The sequence below is a fragment of the Arthrobacter sp. EpRS71 genome, from assembly GCF_001512285.1.
Lineage (GTDB): Bacteria > Actinomycetota > Actinomycetes > Actinomycetales > Micrococcaceae > Arthrobacter.
Genome location: NZ_LNUV01000003.1, coordinates 553,170 through 575,515, shown reverse-complemented (window position 1 = coordinate 575,515; position 22,346 = coordinate 553,170). Strand labels below are relative to the sequence as shown.

General features: G+C 62.9%; 20 protein-coding genes and 1 tRNA gene. 10 read left to right on the top strand and 11 right to left on the bottom strand.

Annotated features, from left to right (window positions below):
* Nucleotides 1-72 precede the first annotated feature (72 nt).
* On the top strand, nucleotides 73-669 hold the full coding sequence (locus AR689_RS05430) for a hypothetical protein (protein WP_062067833.1): 597 nt from the start codon (nucleotides 73-75) through the stop codon (nucleotides 667-669).
* A gap of 88 nt (nucleotides 670-757) precedes the next feature.
* Here the strand turns inward: AR689_RS05430 and AR689_RS05425 are convergent, their stop codons facing one another.
* Nucleotides 758-1,966 carry an MFS transporter gene (locus AR689_RS05425; RefSeq protein WP_062067830.1) on the bottom strand — a complete coding sequence of 403 codons (1,209 nt, stop codon included), beginning with the start codon at nucleotides 1,964-1,966 and terminating at the stop codon, nucleotides 758-760.
* A gap of 174 nt (nucleotides 1,967-2,140) precedes the next feature.
* Between AR689_RS05425 and AR689_RS05420 the strand changes: the two genes are divergently transcribed.
* On the top strand, nucleotides 2,141-2,587 hold the full coding sequence (locus AR689_RS05420) for a MarR family winged helix-turn-helix transcriptional regulator (RefSeq protein WP_062067827.1): 447 nt from the start codon (nucleotides 2,141-2,143) through the stop codon (nucleotides 2,585-2,587).
* Nucleotides 2,588-2,712: 125 nt separating this feature from the next.
* On the opposite strand, the gene AR689_RS05415 is transcribed toward AR689_RS05420, so the two are convergent.
* The 10 genes from AR689_RS05415 to AR689_RS05370 all read right to left on the bottom strand — a co-directional run bounded on the left by AR689_RS05415 (nucleotide 2,713) and on the right by AR689_RS05370 (nucleotide 12,516).
* Nucleotides 2,713-2,789, bottom strand: a tRNA-Pro gene (locus tag AR689_RS05415).
* A 141-nt stretch (nucleotides 2,790-2,930) separates the two neighbouring features.
* The gene (der, locus tag AR689_RS05410; protein WP_062067824.1) at nucleotides 2,931-4,481 is read right to left on the bottom strand and encodes a ribosome biogenesis GTPase Der; all 1,551 of its coding nucleotides are present in this window, start codon (nucleotides 4,479-4,481) and stop codon (nucleotides 2,931-2,933) included.
* A 10-nt stretch (nucleotides 4,482-4,491) separates the two neighbouring features.
* Nucleotides 4,492-5,226 carry a lysophospholipid acyltransferase family protein gene (locus AR689_RS05405; RefSeq protein ID WP_062067821.1) on the bottom strand — a complete coding sequence of 245 codons (735 nt, stop codon included), beginning with the start codon at nucleotides 5,224-5,226 and terminating at the stop codon, nucleotides 4,492-4,494.
* Nucleotides 5,216-5,929, bottom strand: coding sequence for a (d)CMP kinase (gene cmk / locus AR689_RS05400; protein ID WP_062067818.1), 714 nt, complete (start codon nucleotides 5,927-5,929; stop codon nucleotides 5,216-5,218). The genes AR689_RS05405 and cmk overlap by 11 nt, the downstream gene beginning before the upstream one ends.
* A complete protein-coding gene (locus AR689_RS05395; RefSeq protein WP_062067815.1) occupies nucleotides 5,929-7,035 on the bottom strand; it encodes a prephenate dehydrogenase in 1,107 nt (368 codons plus the stop codon). Before AR689_RS05395 ends, cmk begins: the two co-directional genes overlap by 1 nt.
* Before the next feature lie 3 nt (nucleotides 7,036-7,038).
* The gene (locus tag AR689_RS05390; RefSeq protein WP_062067812.1) at nucleotides 7,039-8,253 is read right to left on the bottom strand and encodes a pseudouridine synthase; all 1,215 of its coding nucleotides are present in this window, start codon (nucleotides 8,251-8,253) and stop codon (nucleotides 7,039-7,041) included.
* Nucleotides 8,254-8,404: 151 nt separating this feature from the next.
* The gene (gene scpB / locus AR689_RS05385; protein WP_197412810.1) at nucleotides 8,405-9,070 is read right to left on the bottom strand and encodes an SMC-Scp complex subunit ScpB; all 666 of its coding nucleotides are present in this window, start codon (nucleotides 9,068-9,070) and stop codon (nucleotides 8,405-8,407) included.
* Nucleotides 9,054-10,010 carry a segregation and condensation protein A gene (locus tag AR689_RS05380; protein ID WP_082697813.1) on the bottom strand — a complete coding sequence of 319 codons (957 nt, stop codon included), beginning with the start codon at nucleotides 10,008-10,010 and terminating at the stop codon, nucleotides 9,054-9,056. The genes scpB and AR689_RS05380 overlap by 17 nt, the downstream gene beginning before the upstream one ends.
* A 6-nt stretch (nucleotides 10,011-10,016) precedes the next feature.
* Nucleotides 10,017-10,916 (bottom strand): ParA family protein, encoded by a 900-nt coding sequence (locus AR689_RS05375; RefSeq protein ID WP_062067809.1) that lies wholly within the window; start codon nucleotides 10,914-10,916, stop codon nucleotides 10,017-10,019.
* A gap of 253 nt (nucleotides 10,917-11,169) precedes the next feature.
* Complete coding sequence (locus tag AR689_RS05370) at nucleotides 11,170-12,516, bottom strand: cation:dicarboxylate symporter family transporter (RefSeq protein ID WP_062067806.1); 1,347 nt, start codon at nucleotides 12,514-12,516, stop codon at nucleotides 11,170-11,172.
* 137 nt (nucleotides 12,517-12,653) lie between these two features.
* On the opposite strand from AR689_RS05370, the gene AR689_RS05365 reads away from it, so the two are divergent.
* From AR689_RS05365 to AR689_RS05330, 8 genes are all read left to right on the top strand, one after another.
* A complete protein-coding gene (locus AR689_RS05365; RefSeq protein WP_062068631.1) occupies nucleotides 12,654-14,300 on the top strand; it encodes a sensor histidine kinase in 1,647 nt (548 codons plus the stop codon).
* A complete protein-coding gene (locus AR689_RS05360) occupies nucleotides 14,297-15,010 on the top strand; it encodes a response regulator (RefSeq protein WP_062067803.1) in 714 nt (237 codons plus the stop codon). Before AR689_RS05365 ends, AR689_RS05360 begins: the two co-directional genes overlap by 4 nt.
* A 56-nt stretch (nucleotides 15,011-15,066) precedes the next feature.
* On the top strand, nucleotides 15,067-16,707 hold the full coding sequence (locus AR689_RS05355; RefSeq protein ID WP_231745444.1) for a LuxR C-terminal-related transcriptional regulator: 1,641 nt from the start codon (nucleotides 15,067-15,069) through the stop codon (nucleotides 16,705-16,707).
* 142 nt (nucleotides 16,708-16,849) lie between these two features.
* Nucleotides 16,850-17,938, top strand: coding sequence for a class I SAM-dependent methyltransferase (locus AR689_RS05350; RefSeq protein ID WP_062067797.1), 1,089 nt, complete (start codon nucleotides 16,850-16,852; stop codon nucleotides 17,936-17,938).
* Between the two features lie 68 nt (nucleotides 17,939-18,006).
* Nucleotides 18,007-18,648, top strand: coding sequence for a GntR family transcriptional regulator (locus AR689_RS05345; RefSeq protein WP_062067794.1), 642 nt, complete (start codon nucleotides 18,007-18,009; stop codon nucleotides 18,646-18,648).
* Nucleotides 18,649-18,670: 22 nt separating this feature from the next.
* The gene (locus AR689_RS05340; RefSeq protein ID WP_062067792.1) at nucleotides 18,671-20,191 is read left to right on the top strand and encodes an MmgE/PrpD family protein; all 1,521 of its coding nucleotides are present in this window, start codon (nucleotides 18,671-18,673) and stop codon (nucleotides 20,189-20,191) included.
* Nucleotides 20,192-21,097 carry a methylisocitrate lyase gene (gene prpB / locus AR689_RS05335; RefSeq protein ID WP_062067789.1) on the top strand — a complete coding sequence of 302 codons (906 nt, stop codon included), beginning with the start codon at nucleotides 20,192-20,194 and terminating at the stop codon, nucleotides 21,095-21,097. It begins immediately after the preceding gene.
* 76 nt (nucleotides 21,098-21,173) lie between these two features.
* Entirely contained in the window at nucleotides 21,174-22,313 is a 1,140-nt protein-coding gene (locus AR689_RS05330) for a bifunctional 2-methylcitrate synthase/citrate synthase (protein ID WP_062067786.1), read from the top strand.
* Nucleotides 22,314-22,346: the final 33 nt, after the last annotated feature.

Below are 22,346 nucleotides of genomic sequence, written 5' to 3'. Positions count from 1 at the left end.
TACTGATGGCCACCGCTGAAAGTATAGGCACATTTCCCCTGCGCCTGATGGGGTCTCTGCCATGATTGACCCATGACCGAACAAGCACAAGTACCAGCTCAGAAAAAGCGCAATGTGGGCGCAAAAATAATCCTGATCCTGGTGGCAGCACTTGTCGCTGTGGCCGCTTACTTCATCCTCGGGGCCGTCCTTCCCCGCTGGTGGTCCGATGTCATCGCAGGGCAGGTCCGGCGCGATCTGGGAGCCAGTGTCCTGGTAGGCATGTTCTACGGATTCGTTTTCACTTTCATTCCACTCCTCGTGGCGTGGCAGGCCACCCGCAAGTCGGTGCCCTGGCCTTGGAAAATCGCTATTGTCCTGGTGGCAATCGCCATTGCCACACCCAATCTGCTCACTGCGGGCATCGTCTTCGGCAGCACGGAGTCAGCCCATGCCGGTCAGCGGACCCTAAGCGTGGACGCAGGATTCTTCACCACCTGGACCGCTATTTCTGCCGTTGCTGCTGTTGTCATCTTCAGTGCTGTCACCATTCTGTGGGCGCTGTGGCGGCGACGGGGAAAGCAGATGAAAGCGCTCAGGCAAGCAGAAAACCAGCGCATCAGTGCCGCGAGGGCCAGTGCTGCGAAGAACGCTGACGCTGAAGCGCAGGACACCACCCCCAACGCTTGAGACGCCAAGAAGCCCGTCACGGATATTGTCCGTGACGGGCTTCTTCTTTGTGCAGCCTGACCTGCGTGCAAGGCAAATCAGCCCGGCGTCAGGCGATGGTGGCCCCCTGCGGTTCGCGTTCGACGTCGGGAGTTACAGCAGGTGCCGCAGGTCCCCCGCGGCGTGCTGCTGCAGCCGCAGCCAGCATGACCAGCAGGGCGGCAAGGGTGATGCCGGCTCCAGCCCAGATGGGCGAGGTGTAGCCGAGTCCTGCGCTGATAGTGACCCCGCCGAGCCAGGCTCCGAGGGCATTCCCCAAATTAAAGGCACCGATGTTGGCACCTGATGCCAGCGTGGGTGCCGTGGAGGCGAAGTGCATCACGCGCATTTGGAGCCCCGGGACGGTGGCAAAACCGAAACCGCCCATGAGCGCCAGTGACACCAGGGTTGCGATGCTGTTGGAAGCGGTCAGGGCGAAGAAGATCAACACCGCCACAAGTCCGGCGAGGATGAAAATGAGTGACTTGTCCAACGCCTTGTCCGCGGCCTTACCACCCAGGAAGTTGCCAACGAACAGCCCGCCGCCAAAGAGTACCAGGAGCCACGGCACGGCTCCGGACTCGAAACCGGACACCTCGGTGAGAGTGAAGGCAATGTAGGTGAAGGCACCGAACATGCCACCGAATCCAAGGATGGTGACGATGATGGACAGCCACACTTGACCGGACGCGAAGGCACCCAGCTCGCTGCGAAGGCCCTTGGCGGGTTCCGTGCTGGATGCGGGGACCATCAGCGCGATGCCCAGCAGGGCAACGACTCCGATGACGGTGATCGCCCAAAACGTTGACCGCCAGCCGAAGTTCTGGCCCAGCAGCGTTCCGAACGGTACACCCAGCACGTTGGCTGCGGTAAGGCCTGTGAACATGATGGCGATGGCGCCGGCCTTTTTGTGGGAAGGCACCAGGCTCGCCGCCACTACTGAACCGATGCCGAAGAACGCGCCATGGCAGAGCGCGGCGACGATACGGCCGATCATCATGGCCGCGTAGCTGTCAGCAATGGCGGACAAGAAGTTGCCGGCAATGAACAACACGAGCAGGCCAAGGAGTACCGGTTTGCGCGGAAGCCTGGTCACTGCGGCCGTCACCAGGAGCGCGCCGACTGTGACGCTGAGGGCATAGCCGGAGATGAACCAGCCTGCCGAAGCCTCGCTGACGCGGAAATCAGCGGCAACTTCCGGCAAGAGGCCCATGATCACGAATTCGGTCAATCCGATGCCGAATCCGCCGAGGGCAAGGGCAATCAACCCTGCGGGCATGTGGAGCTCCTTAAATGGGTCGGTTCCGTCTGGAAGTGGAAGTGCGTCGTCGGGAACCGTAGAATAATAGTTGCAGACGCTCTATATATAGTTGCACACGCTAGATACTTGCGCAAGCAACTACTTTGCGATGCGTCGCGATTCACACCACATCAAGTCAGGAGCACAGCACACATGGGCATCAAGGATGACGCCGTCGAAGTACGCGCACAGGGCTGGCGGACCCTTGCCGCCCTGCACGGAAGCATCGAAACGGAGCTCGAGAAAGCCCTCCAGGCCTCCAGCGATCTCTCCGTGGTGGAGTACACCGTTCTGGATGCACTCAGCCGCCAGGATGGTTGGCATATGCGGATGCAGCAGCTGGCCCGCGCCACCGCCCTGTCCAGCAGTGCCACCACCCGCCTCGTCAACCGGCTGGAGGACCGGGGCCTGCTCACCCGCATCCTGTGCGCCGACGACCGCCGCGGCATATACACCGAGCTGACCCTGGCCGGCCAGAAGCTCCTCGAAGCAGCCAAGCCCGTGCATGACCAGACTCTTGCGTCCGCCTTGGAAGCCGCCGGTTCCGTGCCCGAACTTGAGCCCCTGGTGCGGGCACTGGGCGCACTGCAGGCGGCCTAGCCCTACTCTCCCGGCCTTGCCCGACTTCCCCGGCGCTCAACGGCGAGGGAATCGCACAAGGCCGGGATGTGCCGTTAACGACCAAAGGCCGGAATCATCGTGTTTCCACGTGATTCCGGCCTTTATGGTCGGGCTGACAGGATTTGAACCTGCGACCCCTTGACCCCCAGTCAAGTGCGCTACCAAGCTGCGCTACAGCCCGCTGGTTCCACCGTTCTCCGCCTAAGTTTTCCTCCGAAGAGTCCCACCTAAGCAGTCCGGCCGAACCACCTCCAAAAGCTTACACGAAGTTGGAGGTCGGAGACGCCATCACAGCCAAACTGGGCTGTGATGCCCGTCTCATTTAGCGCTTCTTGCCACGCTTCTCGCGTACGCGCATGTTGACCTCGATGGGCGTGCCCTCGAAGCCGAACGTTTCGCGGAGGCGACGCGTGATGAAGCGACGGTATCCAGGATCCAGGAAGCCGGTGGTGAACAACACGAACTTCGGCGGGCGGCTGGATGCCTGGGTGCCGAAGAGGATGCGCGGCTGCTTTCCGCCACGGACCGGGTGCGGGTGGGCTGCCACGAGCTCGCCCAGGAACGCGTTCAGGCGTCCTGTGGGGATGCGGCGGTCCCAGCTCTCCAGAGCGATGTCCAGCGCAGGGACCAGGCGGTCCTTGTGCCAGCCGGTCTTGGCCGAGATGTTCACGCGGGGAGCCCATTCAACGTGGGCAAGGTCCTGCTCGATTTCGCGCTCCAGGTAACGGCGGCGTTCGTCATCGAGCAGATCCCACTTGTTGAACGCGAGCACCAGCGCACGGCCGGATTCGATGGCCAACTGCAGGATGCGGACATCCTGCTCGCTGAGGACCTCGTCAACGGCAAGAAGCACGACGGCGACCTCCGCCTTTTCGAGCGCGGCCTGCGTGCGCAGCGAAGCGTAGAAGTCGGCGCCCTGTGCCATGTGTTGACGGCGGCGGATACCTGCGGTGTCCACAAAGCGCCACGTGCGATCGCCAAGTTCGATGAACTCGTCAACCGGGTCACGCGTGGTGCCGGCCAACGGATCCACCACAACGCGCTCGGAACCCGCAAGCTTATTGAGCAGCGAGGACTTGCCCACGTTCGGGCGGCCAATCAGGGCGATACGGCGGGGACCGCCTGAACGCTCCACCCCATCCACCAAGGAGAACTCGGGCAGGGTGTCCATGACGTGGTCCAGGAGGTCTGCAACGCCGCGGCCGTGCAGGGCCGAAACCGGGTACGGCTGGCCAAAGCCCAAGCCCCACAATGCAGCGGAATCCGCTTCCTGGGCGAAATCGTCCACCTTGTTGGCCACCATGATGACCGGCTTCTTGCTCTTGCGGAGCATCTTCATGACGCCCTCGTCCGTGGCTGTTGCGCCAACGGCGGAGTCCACCACGAAGAGCACGGCGTCGGCAAGCTCAACAGCCATCTCGGCCTGCTCTGCCACCCGGGCGTGGATGCCCTTGGCGTCGTGCTCCCAACCGCCGGTGTCCACCAGGGTGAAGTTGCGGCCGTTCCAGCGGGCTGAGTACATGACGCGGTCGCGGGTAACACCCGGGGTGTCCTCAACAACGGCTTCGCGGCGGCCAAGGATACGGTTGACCAACGTGGACTTGCCCACGTTCGGGCGTCCGATGATGGCCAACACCGGGTCCAGCTTGAGGGGACCCTCATCGCCTTCATCCCCGTACTCGCCGCTCAGCAGCGCAGCATCTTCTTCGTCGAGATCGTAGTCGTCCAGGCCGGCCCGGAGGGTGGCCGCGCGGAGCTCGGCCTCGTCGTCGTCCAGGGCCGCCAGGTTCTCCGCCACCTGGTCGGTGCCGGTGGGCGTGTATTCGTCGTCGCCGGCTCCGTGGAGGCCGGATTTTTGAGTCGTATCGCTCATTGCACTTTCCTTAGGGGTGGTCTGCCGGCGTCCCGGCTACTGCTGTGTGGCGGTGCTGCGAAGTGGGTTCTCCGGGCGCAGATTCCAGGGGAAGACCCTGGCCTGTGGCCCGGATGGCGTCCTGGACGTGACCGGCCAGGGCTTCACGGATCTCCGCAGCCGCCCTGTCCATTGAAACACGCCCCGGTTCGCCCTTCCGGCGCTTCACCGTAATGGGTTCGCCGAAGCTCACATGGAGCTTGCGGCGCGGTTTGGGGATATGGTCGCGATGCTCGTCACCCTGACGGGTTCCAAGGATGGCGACCGGTATAACAGTGGCTCCCGAGTTGAGGGCGAGCCAAGCAACTCCATTGCTGATGTTCTCGGCCGAACCGCTCCCCCGGGTACCTTCGGGAAGAATCCCAACGCACCGGCCGGCGTCGAGCAGTTTCTTGCCCACATGCAGGGCGGTGCGGTCACCGGCGCGGTCCACGGGAATCTGTCCGGATCCCCTCAGAACAGAGCCAAGGAAGCCTCTGAACATCTCTTTCTTCACCAGGATGTGCATGGGACGCGGGGACGCGCCGAACATCACCGGCCCGTCCAGGAAGCTGATGTGGTTCGCGGCGAAAACTACCGGCCCGGCCGCAGGAACGTTGCTTTTGCCCGCCACGATGGTCCGGTAGATGACGTGATCAAGGAACCAGCCCACCGGCCTGCTCCACAGCCTGCTCGCTGCGGACGGGAGCCGAGTCTCAGTCACCATAGATAACCTTGCTCACGATCGCCAAGGCAGTGTCCACTGTTTCCTCAAAATTCAGATCCGAAGAATCCAGCGTCACCACGCCGTCGGCCGCTTGGGTGAAGTTCACTACCGTTGAGTCCTTGGCGTCACGCTGGATGACCTGGGCTTTGAGCTGCTCCTTGGTCTGCGTGCCGCCCAACTGGATCCCGCGACGCCGCAGCCTGGCTTCCTCACTGGCGGTCAAGAGCATGCGGACCTCGGCATTGGGGACGACGACGGTGGTGATGTCGCGCCCTTCCACCACCATGCGGCGGTGGTGCTGGTCGATCAGCTCACGCTGGCGACGGATGAGCTCGGTACGGGCACCGAGCGTCGTGGCCACAGCACTGACCGACGATGAGATCAAAGGATCACGGATCTCGTCCGTGATGTCCGTGCCATCAACCGCCACATATTCCGTTGCGGTAGTGGTACTGATCTCCAACGGCATGATCTTGGAAGCCTGTTCCACCGCGGCGCCGTCCTGCAGGTCAACGCCGGTCTTAAGGCAGAACCAGGTCAGGGCACGGTACATCGCACCGGTATCGAGGTACGCCAGCTTCAAGCGCCGGGCGACTTCTTTGCTGACGCTGGACTTGCCGGACCCCGACGGGCCGTCGATCGCGATCACGAGCGGCTTTCCGGGACGGGCAACTGTCTCCGGGCCAAAGAATTCACGCGTCATTACTGGAGTACCCGCCATCCACGGTCAGTCAAAGCTTCAACAAGGAGGTCATGCTTGCTCGGAAGCACGGAAAGTTCCACCATGCCCACGTTCTGTCCCGACGAATGGTCGAGCCGAAGGTCTTCGAGGTTCACACCGATCTCGCCGATCTCCGTGAGGAGGTGGGCGATCTGGCCAGGTTTATCATCCACCAGGATGGTGAGCCACGAGTACGCCTGAGGAGGTCCGCCGTGCTTTCCGGGGATCCGGGCCTGGCCTGCGTTGCCCTCACTGATCAGCTGGGCGAGGTCGAGCCGCGCGCCGGGGGCGAGGGGGTCTTCCAAGGTGCCGATCAGACGGTTCAGGTCCTCGCGGACACCGTGAAGGATGGACACCACTTTTTCCGCGTTGCCGCCCAGGATCTGCACCCAGAGAGTGGGATCGCTGGCAGCGATGCGGGTGGTGTCCCTGAGACCGTTGCCAGCCAAGGACAGGGCATGCAGCGGCGTACCTTGCAGACGGCTCGCCAGAAGCGAGGACATGATCTGCGGCAAGTGGGACACCAACGCCACGGCTTCATCGTGCTCGTCCGCCGTGAATTGGGAAACTATTGCTCCCAGATCCCCTGCGAGCGAACGTGCAGCCTGGAGTGCAGCATCCGAGGTTTCTTCGGAGGGGCACAGCACCCATGGCATGGATGTGAAAAGCTCGCCCCTGGCCGCAACCGGGCCGGACTTCTCCCTGCCTGCCATGGGGTGGGTACCCACATAGCGGGCGAGGTCAACGCCGCGTTCGCGCAACTGTGCCTGGATGGTGGCTTTGACGCTGGCAATATCCACAACCACCGCTGACGGGTAATCCGCCAGTGCCTTCTGCACGACGTCGGCCGTGACGTCCGGCGGGGCCGCGACAACTACCAGTTGGGGTTGTTCATCCAACTCCCCCAGTGGCCGTCCCGCACCGATGTCCACCGCCACCGCCTGGTTGGTGGGCGAGGGATCAAAAAGGAACACGGGGACTCCGCGTCCGCGCAGGCCGAGGCCAATGCTGGTCCCAAGCAAGCCTGTACCGAGAACGACGACCGGGCCATCAAGATGGCCCCGGCCGTGCGTACCGAATGCCGACATGCCTTAGAGTCCCACCGATGCCAGGAGGTGTCCGACTTCCTGCCTGCCGAGGTTGCGGATGCTGCCCTGGCGCTGGTCGCCCAGGCCGATAGGGCCGACCTTGACGCGGACAAGACGCTCCACGGGGAATCCGACGGCGTCGAACATGCGGCGCACAATGCGGTTCTTGCCCGAATGCAGGACAACCTCAATCAGGACGTGACCGGGCGTCGAGTCAACCAGACGGAAGGAGTCCACTGCAGCTACGCCGTCTTCGAGCTCCACGCCGTTCTTCAGCTTTGCGCCCACGCCTTGCGGGAACGGACCACGCACCTGGACCAGGTACGTCTTAGGCACCTCGTACGAAGGGTGCGTCAAGCGGTTGGCCAGTTCGCCGTCGTTCGTCAGCAGCAGCAGGCCCTCAGTGGCGACGTCGAGGCGGCCGACGTGGAACAGGCGTTCGCCCTTGTTCTTGTTGTTCTTGAGGAAGTCGCTGATGCAGGGACGGCCTTCAGGGTCTTCCATGGTGGAAACAACGCCTTTGGGCTTGTTGAAGACCATGTAGACCAGGGTGTCGTCGAGCTGGATCCGGATGCCATCAACGTGGATCACGGCTGCCGTGGGATCCACGCGCATACCAAGTTCGGTGGTCACCACACCGTCAACCTCAACGCGGCCTTCGAGGATCATTTCCTCACACACGCGGCGTGAGGCCACGCCTGCCTGCGCCATGACCTTCTGCAGCCGTACGCCGTCAGCATCGTGGAGATCGGACTGGGGCACTTCCTGGCGCGGACCGCGGTTGCGGGCCGGCTTGCGGATGGGGCCCAGGTTCTGGCCGAAGCGTTCGCTGCCGAAGGCCTTGGAGCCATACTGCCGTGCCGGCTTCGCCTTGGGCTTGATGGCACCGGGAGTGCCGGGTGCCTTGCCAAAGCCGGGCTTGTTGGAGCCTGGCTTGCGGAAGGGCTTTGCGGGCCTTGCTGCTTGGCCGCGGTCGTAATCGCCCGCTGATGTGGGGTTGTCAGGATCGAAAGGTGCCGCTTCACGCGGCTTCGGAGCCTTAAAGGGGCGGCCCTCGCCCTGTGAGAAGTTACGCTTTCCAGCGCCGGCACTGCCGCCGCGGCCTGAGAAGCCGCCGGCGTTGGAGCGGCCTGTGCCGCCTCCCTTGGCCTCATTGCGTCCGGAACTGTTTCGTCCCGAACCGTTACGTGGTGAACTCTGGCGTCCCGCCTGTGTCATGACCCGTCCTTGTGTAGTAATGGCCGGCAATAGGTGTTGAAATCAACACTAGCCAGCCGGGCAGACATCGTCTGCCCCTTGTCGCTGTGCACCTTGATATGGCGCCGTGAATCAGTATGAAGTTCTCTTGCAGTACCGGTGTTGGCCGTGGCTACATCCGGCTGGCGTCGTAGTACTCGTCGATGCCTTCCAAACCAGGAAGGTGCGGCGAGAGCTGTGGCAGTTCAGCCACCGAGCCGATGCCCATCCGTTCCAGGAAGTACGAGGTTGTCCTGTAGAGGACAGCCCCGGATTCGGGATCGTTTCCGGAGTCCTCGATCAAACCCCGCTGGGTAAGAGTCCGGACCACCGAATCTACGTTGACGCCGCGAATGGCGGACACCCGGGCCCGTGAGACCGGTTGCCGGTAAGCAATGACCGCCAGTGTCTCAAGCGCTGCCTGAGTGAGCCTGGTGGTCTGCCCTTCGAGGACGAATCTCCCCACGACGTCGGCAAATTCCGCCCGTGAATAAATCCGCCACCCACCGGCGACGTTCCGCAATTCAAAACCCCGGGGTGCAGTGCTGGCATCGGCAAAGCCGACAGCATCCACGTCCGGGGCTTTAACAGTATAGCCGCTATACTCCCGCTGCAGGTCCTGCAGCAAATCCTCGACGACGGCGACCGTCACGTTGAGCCCGGCGGCCAGCTCCTCCGCAGTGGCCGGCTCATCGATCACCATGAGGACCGCTTCCAACGCTGCACGCGCACCGCCGGGCAAGGCTTCCAGCTCGGCCAGCCCGTCCTGCACCTTTTCCTGCTCACTCACTGTGGCCATCCCCGCTTCCTGTTCCTGATCCAGGCCCGTATTCCTCGCTCAAGCTGGAACTGTCCCAGCCGGCGTCATCGCCTGTCCATCGAACCGTCAGCTCAGCCAACGGCTCGGGCTGTTCAAAGGCAACCACGCGATCGCGGAACATTTCCAGCAACGCCAGGAATCGGGCCACCACCACCATCGACGTCTCGGCATCGGCAATCAATGCCTGGAAGGACAGTGGTGCTCCCAGCTTCAAGCGGTACCCCATGATCTCGGCCTGTTCCTTGACACTCACCGGCGGAGCGTGAAGATGGTCCAGGCCAACTTCGGCCGGAGCGGAGTCCTTGGGTTTGAGTGCTTTCGCGGCAAGTTCCGCGAACTGCTCCGGGGTGTGCCGCCACACCAGTTCCGGAAGCATTGCGGCGAAGTGGCTTTCGAGGGCGACCTGGCGCGGATACCTCAAGGCTTCCTGCTCCAGAGTCTCTCCCAGAATCCCGGCGATCTGCTTGAATGCCTTGTATTGGAGGAGACGGGCGAACAGCAGGTCCCTTGCTTCCAGGAGGGCTATGTCCTCCGCGTCCTCCACCTCACCGGCCGGCAGGAGGCGCGCCGCCTTCAAGTCCAGCAGCGTTGCGGCAATCACCAAAAACTCGCTGGCTTCATCCAGCGCCCAGTCCTCCCCCAGCTCCTGGAGACGCCTGATGTACTTGATGAACTCATCAGTGACCGTGGCCAAGGCCACCTCGGTGATGTCCAGCTTGTGCTTGGAAATAAGGCCGAGCAGAAGGTCAAAGGGTCCAGTGAAGTTAGAGAGCCGTACCTCGAAGCCGGCTTTGCGGGCTTCGGAGGTACCGGCGTCGGGCGTTTCGGGTGGTACGGGCGCTTCGGCGTGTACCGGCGTTTCCGTCGGAGGAGGCGGGGCCTGGTCCGCTTCCGCGGCAGGGGCGATTGACGGTCCCACCGTCCGCTACGGCGCGCCGCCGCGTGAGATCAGTTCCTTGGCAAGGCGGCGATAAGCGTCAGCTCCGATGTGGTTGCCGGCATAGCTGGTGATGGGCTCGGCGGCCACGGTGGCATCTGCGAACTTAATCGAACGCTTGATGACAGTTTCAAAGACTTTGTCTCCGAACGCCTCAACCAAGCGGGAAATGACTTCACGGCTGTGCAGGGTGCGGGCGTCGTACATGGTGGCCAGAACGCCGTCCACCTGCAGGCGCGGGTTCAGGCGGTCCTGCACCTTCTCAATGGTCTCCACCAGGAGTGCAACGGCGCGCAAAGCGAAGAACTCGCAGATCAACGGGATGATGACGCCGTGGGCCGCAGTCAGCGCATTCACTGTCAGCAAGCCCAACGAGGGCTGGCAGTCGATCAATACGACGTCGTAGTCATCCTCAACGCTTTTGAGTGCGCGGTCCAGGACTTGCTCACGGGCAACCTCGTTGACCAGCTGGACCTCGGCGGCCGAAAGATCAATGTTGGCAGGTAGAAGGTCAACTCCTTCAACGCCGGTCTGCTGGATGGCGTCACGGATTTTCACCTTGCGGTCCATCAGCACGTTGTAAACGGTGAGGTCGAGTTCGTGCGGATTGGCTCCGAGACCGGCGGACAGGGCACCCTGGGGATCGAAATCCACCAACAGGACACGCCGGCCGTACTCGGCGAGCGCGGCCGCCAAGTTGATGGTGGAGGTGGTTTTACCCACTCCGCCCTTTTGATTGACCATGGCGATGACTCTCGCCGGGCCGTGGGAGGCCAGTGGAGCAGGTTCCGGGAATTCGCGGTAAGGACGGCCCGTGGGCCCCATGATGGCGTCTTCCAGATCGAGCTCGGTGCCTTCCAGCGTAGCTGTTCCCCGTTCGATGCTCACGTATCTAACCACTCTTTCGACGACGATCTTCCCTGCCGCTGCGCCCCTGGACGACAGCGCTGCTACCCCTTTAGGCTACAGCGCCCGACACGGTTATTTGGGGAACTTGACTTTGGCCGATTCTTGAGCCTTGACCCTCTGGTTGAGGTCGAAGGTTGAGGCGCATCCCCGAGCTGCCACGGGAACAGCGAAGGCCGGCACCCGGTGGGGGTGCCGGCCTTCGCCAAGCTCACTTGTGGTGATGCTGATCCTGCTAGACCGCAGCCTTTTCGCGGTTTTCGGCCTCGGGGGAAGCCTCTTCTTCGCCACCGTGGGCAATCATGGTCTGCTCGTCGAAGGGCTCGCTGCCGGAGAGGACGCGCTCCACCTGCCCGTTGTCGATTTCCTTGACCCAGGTGCCGATCAGCACTGTTGCCACGGCGTTGCCGGTGAAGTTGGTCAGCGCCCGGGCCTCGGACATGAAGCGGTCGATTCCGACGATCATGCCCACGCCGCCCAGGAGCTCCGGCTTGTGTGCCTGGAGACCGGCGGCCAGGGTTGCGAGCCCGGCGCCGGTGACGCCTGCAGCGCCCTTGGAAGCGATGATCATGAAGACCAGGAGGGAGATCTGGGCGCCGAGGTCCAGCGGGGTGCCCATGGCGTTGGCAACGAACAAGGAGGCCATGGTCAGGTAGATTGCCGTGCCATCAAGGTTGAAGGAGTAACCCGTGGGGACCGTGACACCGACCACCGGCTTGGAGACACCCAGGTGCTCCATCTTGGCGATCAGGCGGGGCAATGCGGCCTCGGAGGACGAGGTGGAGAAGATCAGGAGGTACTCGCGGGCCAGGTACTTCATGAGCTTGAAGATGTTGACGCCGGCCACTGCGCGGAGGAGCGTTCCGAGGATGACCACAATGAACAGTGCGCAGGTGATGTAGAAGGCCACCATGAGGGTGAACATGCTGAGAATCGCCTGGGCGCCGGTTGCACCGACCACGGCGGCGATGGCGCCGAACGCGCCCACCGGAGCCAGCCACATGATCATGATGAGGATGCGGAACACGAGTCGCTGCCCGTGTCCGATGGCTCCGAGGATCGGAGCTCCCTGCTTGCCCATCTTCTGCAGGGCGAAACCGACCAGGATTGCGGCAAGAAGAGTGGGCAGGACGGGAATGTCACCGGGGATGATGCCCAGGAGGAAGTCCACGGTGCTGTTGGTGTCAGCCTTCTTGGTGGGGTCATACGGAGTCAGCTTGAGCCCTTCACCCGGGTGGATGAGGTTGCCGACCACCAGGCCGATGGCGAGGGCGAACGTTGACATCGCGACGAAGTAGCCCAATGCCAGACCGCCCACCTTGCCGACGGTGGCCGCCTTGGCGATGGAACCGATGCCCAGGACGATGGTGCAGAAGATGACCGGAGCGATCATCATTTTGATGAGTTTGATAAAGCCATCGCCGAGCGGCTTGAGGGACTTTCCAACTTCAGGGAACACCAGGCCAACGACGGCGCCGAGCACTACGGCCAGAATGACCGCGATGTACAGGTAGTGCGACTTGTCGAGCCCCTTGCGTCCAGCTTTGGCAACAACTGCCGACTCTCCACGTTGAGAGGTCATGGGATTCTCCTTTGGATACTGTGTAAGGCGCTGCGGTCCTGCACTGATGTCCACTCCGCTGCCCTTGTGTGATATCCATCATTGAGCCGCTGGTGACACACATCACCGTTGCGGTCATATTGGTCATGGAGGCCCACGTGTTTCACAGCTGGAGCATCGCCCGCCGCTTGTTTGTGGCGAACCTGTTCTTCGTCCTTGTCCTGACTGCGGTCTTCGGCGCTTTCTCCGTAGTGGAGGCCAGGGACAGGGGCTACGACGAAGCCGGTGGCCGGATGCTCGCCATCGCCGCTTCCCTTGCCGACAATCCCCTGGTGGTGGAGGCGGCTTCAACAGCAGATCCCTCAGCGGTCCTGCAGCCCTACGCGCTGGAGGTCATGGACCATGCCGACGCCGACTTCATCACCATCATGGCTCCCAACCGGACGCGCTGGACGCACCCCCGCGCGGAGGAGCTTGGAAAACCCTACATTGGGACCATTGAGCCTGCCTTGCGGGGTGAAACCTTCACCGAAGTGACCGCCGGAACCTTGGGGCCGTCCGTCCGCACCATTGCTCCCGTCGTGGATCCCGAAGGCAACATCAAGGCTCTGGTGGCTGCCGGGGTGACGGTCCGCACCGTGGACACCGACGTTGCTGAGAGATTGGGCGTGATTGGCATCATCGCCCTGGTGGTGCTGTTCTTCGGGTCGGTGGCCTCATGGCTGTTGGGCCGCTACCTGCGCTCCGTCACGCGCGGGTGGGGACCTGAACAGTTGGCACAGCTGTTCGCTTACTACGAGTCAGTTCTCCACTCGGTACGCGAAGGGGTGATCCTGATTGATACGCACGGCAAAGCTGTGATGTACAACGACCAAGCGGCCGAGCTCCTGGGATTGACCCCCTCCGAGGCCGACCGGTCCCCTGATGAAGCCCCGAAGCTGGCCGACCTTCCCTTTGACGGAAGCCTGCGAGCGCTGTTCGAGTCCGGCCGGCCCGCCCACGACGAAATCCACCTGACCGGTTCCAGGATTTTGGTGGTCAACCAGGCCCCGGCGGTAGGTCCAGTGCCTGAGCGCAGCCGGCAGAAGCCCGCCATCTATGGCACCGTTGCCACGATCAGGGACCGTACAGAAATTGAGTCCCTGGGCACGGAGCTTCAGACGATGAAGACTCTCTCCGACGCCCTGCGAGCCCAGACGCACGAGCATGCCAACCGTCTCCACATGATTGTCTCCTTGCTGGAATTGGGACGGACGCCGCAGGCCTTGGAGTTTGCCACCAAGGATCTCGAGCTGAGTCAGCAGCTCACCGATGACATGGTGGCTTCAGTGGACGAACCCGTGATGAGTGCGCTGGTGATGGGCAAGGCGGCGGAAGCCCACGAGCGGGGCGTGGAACTGGTGGTCCGCACGTCAGGGAGCGCCGGTGTCCGCGGACTGGAAATCCAGGATCTTGTCACCATCCTGGGAAATCTGCTGGACAACGCGATCGATGCTGCCGCTGCCGGTGAACTCCCACGGAAGGTGGAGTTGGACGTCGAAGCCGGGCCTGCCGCCGTCGAATTCACGGTGCGGGACTCGGGAAGCGGCATCAATCCTGATTCCATCGATGACGTCCTGCAGTATGGTTTCAGCACGAAGTCCCCGGAAGAAAACCCACGCGGCGCCCATGGCCGGGGTGTCGGACTGGCCTTGGTGCGTCAGGCTGTGGAGCGGCTCAACGGTACGATGACCATCAGCAATCCCGGCGGAGCACAGTTCCATGTCCTGCTCCCCGCGCCTGTTCCCGAGGAAGAGAAGGCATGACACACATCCGCGTCCTGGTGGTGGAGGATGAGCCCATCGCCTCTGATGCCCATTCTGTCTACATTGGCCGCCTGGAGGGCTTCACCCTGGTGGGGACGGCCCCGGATGGCCAGTCGGCGTTGCGGATTCTGGGCGAATTTGCGGCGTCGGGAACGCCGGTGGACCTGGTCCTGTTGGACATGAACCTGCCGGACCTTCATGGTCTTGACGTTGCCCGCCGCATGCGTTCCGCTGGAGTCTTTGCTGACATCATCGCCATCACTGCTGTCCGGGAACTGAACATTGTGCGCAGCGCTGTATCCATCGGAGTGGTGCAGTACCTCATCAAGCCCTTCACCTACGCCACCTTTGCTGACAAGCTCAGCAGCTACCGGACGTTCCGCGAACAGCTGGCAGGCTCGATGTCCGGGATCTCCAAAGCCGGGGCCTCGCAAAGTGACGTGGACCAGGCGTTCGCAAGCCTTCGCGCTCCCACGGAGCTGCCGTTGCCCAAGGGGCTCTCCGGTGCAACGTTGGAGTCGGTGAAGGATCTGGTGCGGGCAGGGCAGCAGCCGGTATCGGCAAGTGAGGTCATGGATGCACTCGGGATGTCCCGGGTGACAGCCCGCCGCTACCTGGAGTACCTGGCCGACGCCGGCACGGTCACCCGGGCGCCGCGTTATGGCACTCCTGGCCGGCCGGAGAATGAGTATGGCTGGAATCGCGGCTAGCTCCTCCCGCTCCCAGCGACTCCCGCAGTAAGCTGGTGCCAACCCCTGGAGAGCTCGTGTCCCCAACGTCAATGTTTCCAGCGCATCACCAGCTGATGGAAGCCCGCGAGGCGTTTGCCCGCGGTGACTGGGACGCTGCGCGTCTGGCCATGGAAGGTGCCGCGAGCGAAACGGCTCTGGAGGTGGAAGACCAGGAAATCCTGGCACGCTCGAAATGGTGGCTCGGAGATGTCCAGGGCTCAATGGCCCTGTCCGAGGATATCTTTCGCCGCAAGGTGACAGACGGGCTCCCCCAGTCCGCCGCAAGAGCTGCTCTGATGCTTTCCCTGCAGTGGGGACTTCGCGGAAATATCGTTGTGTCCTCTGCCTGGCTGAACCGTGCCCGACTCCTGCTGGAAAGTCTTCCGGAGTCGGTTGAGCACGGATATCTCCTGTACCTCGAGGGCAACGACGCCATCTACTTCGAAGGGGACGCCGGGCCGGCTTTGTCGGCCTCCGTCCAGCTAAAAGAATTGTCACGCCGGCTGTTGGCCCCGGAATTGGCGAGCTTCGCCTCGATGTTGTCCGGTCTGGCTGCCGTACGCAGCGGTGACGCAAGCAACGGCTTCCGGGACCTTGACGAAGCGATGCTCCCCGTTCTGGCCGGGCAGGTGCCGGCTGAATGGGGTGGCGACATCTATTGCTCCGTCATCCACCTGTGTTACGAAATGGCAGATTTTTCGCGGATGAGAGCCTGGACGGATGCCTTGGCGACGTGGTGCGAAGGGCTCTCCACATCTTTCATGTACGCGAGCATCGTACGCGTTCATCAACTCCAGTTGCTGAGCGCCGAAGGCAACTGGTCCCACGTGGAATCGGAGATCGCTGACCTCGGCCAGCGCCTGAGACATGCTCACGGCTGGATTGCTGCGGACTGCTTCTGCGAACTGGGCGAGATCCGTCGACGTCGCGGCGATACCGCGGGTGCGGCCGCAGCTTTTGCAGTGGCCCGCGAGCTGGGAGTGGACGCTCAGCCGGGCCCCGCACTCCTCCTTGCACAGGAAGGCCGGACGGACACCGCCACGGACGCACTCAGGGCAGCCTTGGCCGAACGCGGACCGTTAGGACGGGCATGGCTCCTGCTGCCGATGGTGGAGCTGCTTGCGCCCGGAAACCCCTCGGCGGCCGAGATCTACTGCAGGGAGCTTGAGCAGACAGCGTCCCGCTACGGCAGCCCAGGCTTCCTGGGCCGCGCACACCATGCCCGCGGAGCCGTCCTGATGGCTGAGCGTCGATGGCCTGAGGCAATGTCGGCGCTGGAGGCCGCTGCACAGGCGTACAGATCGCAACGTCTGAGGTATGAGCTGGCAGAAATCCACGATCGCCTTGCCTCAGTCAACGCAGCCGTGGGCGAGCACCGTGCTGCGGACGCGGAGCGGGCCACTGCCACTGCGATCCGCGCCCAGCTTGGCGCAGCTAACATCCCTTGGTTGAGAACCTCAGCGGAACCGGGTGGATTGACCTCCCGGGAGGTGGAAGTACTCAGTTGCGTACTCTCCGGTTCCAGCAATCGCCACATCGCGGACACGTTGACGATCTCCGAGAAGACAGCGGGACGGCACTTGGCGAACATTTTTACCAAGATAGGCGTCACGTCCAGAACAGCTGCCGCCGCATGGGCTCGCCAGCACGGCATTCCGGAGCGTCCGGGGCCTTGATCCCGCGTACCTGCATCATTCGCCTCATGACCGCGCAAAAAATGCAGAAATCTCCCGAAGCCGTGACCACGGTCCTGAACATATGGTGAGGTTGCGGGCAACTGGCCGGGCGAGCCGGCCACCGGAACACCAAGGACTGGCCATGAACAGCACTCAGTCTGAACAGTACGAACGCCCCACGCCCACCCAGGACAGCGTGGAACAGGCCGCGGGCCGGATGATCGGAATTCTCAACGACTCCTCCATCGCCCTACTCATCGTCGTTGGACATCAAACGGGCTTGTTCGAGACCTTGGCCGTCTTACCGGCAGCCGGGAGCGGCCTGATCGCCGATGCAGCCGGCCTCAACGAGCGCTATGTCCGAGAGTGGTTGGGTGGAATGACTTCGGCTGGGATCATCCACTACCAAGCGGACCGTGGAACCTACAGCCTTCGCCCGGAATACGTTCATGTTGTTACCGGGCCCGGTACCGACAATCTGGCGCGATCGCTGCAGTACGTCCCCTTGATGGGAGAGGTGGTCCCGAAGGTGGTTCAGGCGTTCCGGGCGGGTGGCGGCACGAGCTACGAGGACTACCCGCGGTTTCATCACATTATGGCTGCTGAAAGCGCCGCGGTGAACGACTCATCACTTGTAGAGACGATCCTTCCCCTGACGGGCTGCGTGGATGCACTGCGCAGCGGAATTTCCGTGGCCGACATCGGTTGTGGCGAGGGGCATGCCATGAATCTGCTGGCAACATCTTTCCCTGCCAGCACTTTTACCGGTTACGACTTCTCAGCCGAGGCATTGGCTTCTGCCAGAGCCGAAGCCTCAGCAGCGGGACTGTCCAACGTCCGGTTTGCACTCCAGGATGTAAGCCGCTTGGAGGCCGCGGAGCAGTTCGATGTGGTGACCGCCTTTGACGCCATTCACGACCAAGCGCGCCCGGCTGAAGTGCTGAAGAACATTCGGACTGCCCTCAAGCCGGACGGAACCTTCCTCATGGTGGACATCAATGCTTCAAGCCGGCTGGAGGACAACGTACAGCTCCCGTGGGCAGCGTTCCTGTACACCATTTCGACTTTCCATTGCATGGCCGTTTCGTTGGGGCAAGGCGGCGATGGTTTGGGTACGGTGTGGGGCAAGCAGCGGGCAACGGACATGCTCCGGGATGCGGGTTTCCGGACAGTGGAGGTGAAGGAACTGGAAGAAGACCCCTTCAATGCGTATTTCATTGCACGGCCCTAATGTATACAAAACATGAATTAACATCACTTTAGATGCCAGATGGCGGCCTTTATGTATACACTGAGGGTATGCGCGCCAGTGATAGGGCTTACAACGCCCTCCGTGAAGACATCATTGAATGGCGTCTCCGTCCGGGCACTGTCTTGGCGGAAGTTGAGCAATCCGAACGCCTCGGAGTATCCCGCACCCCGGTCCGGGAGGCGCTGAGCCGGCTGACCGCGGAAGGATTGACGACGGCGGCGGGAGGCCGCGGCGTCGTCGTCACCGATATCTCGCTGGACAGCATTGACGAACTGTTCGAATTGCGCGAAACCTTGGAAGTCCGGGCGGCCGCGTTGGCTGCCGAACGAGGGGAACCGGGCATCTTCGGCGAGCTGCACGCGCAACTGCTGCGGGCCCCTGAACTGCTCAGCAGCAACGACCCAGCGCGGCACGAGTACTACGCCTTGGTGAGCCGACTGGACGACGCGATCGATTCCGCTATCGCCAACTCCTATCTGGCCAATGCCATGCGGAGCCTGCGCGTCCATTTGGTCCGCGTCCGCCGCCTCGCTGCCGACGACTCAACCCGGCTCCACGCAGCCGCGGCCGAGCACGCGGCCATTGCCGAAGCCATCGCAGCCGGCAATCCCCGATTGGCAGAAGCGGCCACCACAGTCCACCTGCATCGCAGCCTCACCCACGTCAAAGCCACCCACACAGCACGGTAGAAGTCCCACCAGAAGGAGCATCATGGTCAAGAACAACCACGTCCGCGTCTATAAGAGCGAAGAGAACCTGCCCCGTGAGGAGCAGTTGGCGCACAAGATTGCCGTGGTTGCCGCGGACGCCGTGGAGGTGACACCGGAGGTCACTGACATGGTGATTAACCGGATGATCGACAACGCTTCGGTTGCCATCGCTTCGTTGAACCGGGCACCGATCGTCGCGGCCCGTGCGCAGGCCTTGACCCATTCCCCGTCCGCCAATGGCAAGGGCGCCCACGTTTTCGGCATCAGCGAGCAGGTCTCCCCGGAGTGGGCTGCCTGGGCCAACGGTGTGGCCGTGCGCGAACTGGACTACCACGACACGTTCCTGGCCGCTGACTACTCCCACCCGGGCGATAACATTCCCCCGATCCTGGCCGTTGCCCAGCATGTGGGCTCCAACGGCGCCGACCTGGTCCGTGCCATCGCCACCGGCTACGAAATCCAGGTGAACCTGGTCAAGGCCATCTGCCTGCACCAGCACAAGATCGACCATGTGGCCCACCTCGGCCCGTCCGCGGCCGCAGGCATCGGGACGTTGTTGGGGTTGGATGTTGAGACGATCTTCCAGTCCGTGGGCCAGGCCCTGCACACCACCACCGCCACCCGGCAGTCCCGCAAGGGCGAAATCTCCACCTGGAAAGCCCACGCACCAGCGTTCGCAGGCAAAATGGCCGTTGAAGCCGTGGACCGTTCCATGCGCGGCCAGACCTCCCCCGTGCCGATCTACGAAGGCGAAGACGGCGTGATCGCCTGGATGCTCGACGGTCCGGAGGCCTCCTACGAGGTTCCGTTGCCGCTGCCCGGGGAGGCCAAGCGCGCCATCCTGGACACCTACACCAAGGAACACTCCGCCGAATACCAGGCCCAGGCCTGGATCGACCTGGCCCGCAAACTCCACAAAGAGCACCCCGAAACCACGGACCCGGCCAACGTGGAATCCGTGCTGATCAAGACCAGCCACCACACCCACTACGTGATCGGGTCCGGCGCGAACGATCCCCAGAAGTACTCCCCCACCGCGTCCCGCGAAACCCTGGACCACTCCATCCCATACATCTTCACCGTCGCCCTGCAGGACGGCGCCTGGCACCACGTGGACTCCTACGCCCCCGAACGCGCAGCCCGCCCGGACACCGTGGAACTCTGGCACAAGGTCACCACCGTTGAAGACCCGGAATGGACCCGCCGCTACCACTCGCTGGACATCGCGGAGAAGGCCTTCGGCGGCACTGTTGTCATCACACTCACGGACGGGTCTGTTGTCACGGACGAGATCGCCGTGGCCGACGCCCACCCGCTCGGCGCCCGGCCGTTCGCCCGCGAGCAATACATCAACAAGTTCCGCACCCTCGCTGCCGGGCTCGTGGAGGACGCCGAAATCGAAAGGTTCCTCGCCGCCGTCGAACGCGTCACCGAACTCGGCGAAGGCGAACTGGACCAACTGAACATCACCGCAGCACCCGGCGTGATCGACCTCAACAACGCACCCAAGGGACTGTTCTAAATGCTGTACTCCACAACCACCCCCGAACAGAAGAGGGTCAAGCTGCGGGAGTTGCTGGCTTCCGGGGCCGTGCAGCAGTTCCCGGGAGCGTTCAACCCGCTCTCGGCACGGCTGATCGAGGAAAAAGGCTTCGCCGGGGTGTACATCTCCGGGGCCGTCCTCGCCAACGACCTCGGCCTGCCCGATATCGGCCTCACCACCCTCACCGAAGTAGCCACCCGCGCCGGACAGATCGCCCGCATGACGGACCTGCCCTCACTGGTGGACGCGGACACCGGCTTCGGCGAACCCATGAACGTGGCCCGGACCATCCAGGAACTCGAAAACGCAGGCCTGGCCGGCTGCCACATCGAGGACCAATTCAACCCCAAACGCTGCGGCCACCTGGACGGCAAAAACGTGGTGGACATCGACACCGCCACCAAACGCATCCGCGCCGCAGCAGATGCCCGCCGCGACCCGAACTTCCTCATCATGGCCCGAACCGACATCCGCGCCGTCGAAGGAATCCAAGCCGCTCAAGACCGCGCCAAAGCCCTCGTGGACGCCGGGGCCGACGCGATCTTCCCCGAAGCCATGGCCACCCTGGACGAATTCCAAGCCATCCGCGACGCCGTGGACGTGCCCATCCTGGCCAACATGACCGAATTCGGCAAAAGCGACCTCTTCACCGTGGACCAACTCCAAGGAGTCGGCGTGAACATGGTCATCTACCCCGTCACACTCCTCCGCATTGCCATGGGCGCTGCAGAGCGTACGCTGGAATCGATCAAGGCTGCGGGGACCCAGGAAGCGCACGTGGAAAACATGCTCACGCGTGCGCGTCTCTACGAACTCGTGGACTACGAGGCATACAACCAATTCGATACCGGCGTTTTCAACTTCCGGGTTCCTGGCAATCGCTAGGACCGGGATTCATTCAGGGGAAAGCAGGCAGTCCGGGGACACCGGGCCGCTTGCCTTAAGAACGAAGGAGTTCAGCATGGCAGCTGTTGACATCAAAAAGGGCCTTGCCGGCGTCGTGGTGGATTACACCGCCGTCTCGAAGGTCAACCCGGACACCAACTCGCTGCTGTACCGCGGCTACCCGGTCCAGGAACTGGCCGCAAAATGCAGCTTCGAAGAAGTCGCCTACCTGCTCTGGAACGGCGAACTGCCCAACGAAACAGAGCTGGCTGAGTTTACTGCCCGGGAACGCGCAGGCCGCGCCCTGGACCCCGTGGTGAAGTCCGTTGTGGATACCTTGCCCACCACGGTCCATCCCATGGACGTGTGCCGCACAGCTGCCTCCGTGCTCGGGGCCCGGCACGAACTGGCCGAGGACTCCTCACCCGAAGCCAACATGAAGAAAGCAATCGACCTCTGGGCTGCCATGCCCGCCGTGGTGGCCTACGACCAGCGCCGCCGCCGCGGCCAGGATGTGGTTGAGCCCCGGGAAGACCTGGACTACTCGGCGAACTTCCTCTGGATGACCTTCGGTGAAGAGCAGGTCCCCGAAGTCGTAGAGGCGTTCAACGTCTCCATGATCCTGTACGCCGAGCACTCCTTCAACGCCTCCACCTTCACCGCCCGCGTAGTCACCTCCACCCTCTCAGACCTCCACTCGGCCGTGACCGCCGCGATCGGTGCCCTCAAGGGCCCGCTGCACGGTGGCGCCAACGAGGCCGTGATGCACACGTTCGATGAGATCGGCATCCGCAGCGAAGAATCCCTCGAGGAAGCCGCCACCCGCGCCCGGGCTTGGATGGAAGACGCCCTCGCCCAGAAAAAGAAAGTCATGGGCTTCGGACACCGCGTCTACAAGCACGGCGACTCCCGCGTGCCCACCATGAAAGCCGCCCTGGACAAGATGATCGCCCACTACGGACGCCCCGAACTCCTCGGCCTCTACAACGGGCTCGAACAAGCCATGGACGAAGCCAAGGCCATCAAGCCCAACCTCGACTACCCCGCCGGCCCCACCTACCACCTCATGGGCTTCGACACCCCCACGTTCACCCCACTGTTCGTCGCCAGCCGCATCACCGGCTGGACCGCCCACATCATGGAACAAGTAGCATCCAACTCCCTGATCCGCCCGCTCAGCGAATACAACGGGCGCGAAGAGCGGCACGTCCCCTAATGTTTCCGGTACAGCACTGAGAAGTACGACGCC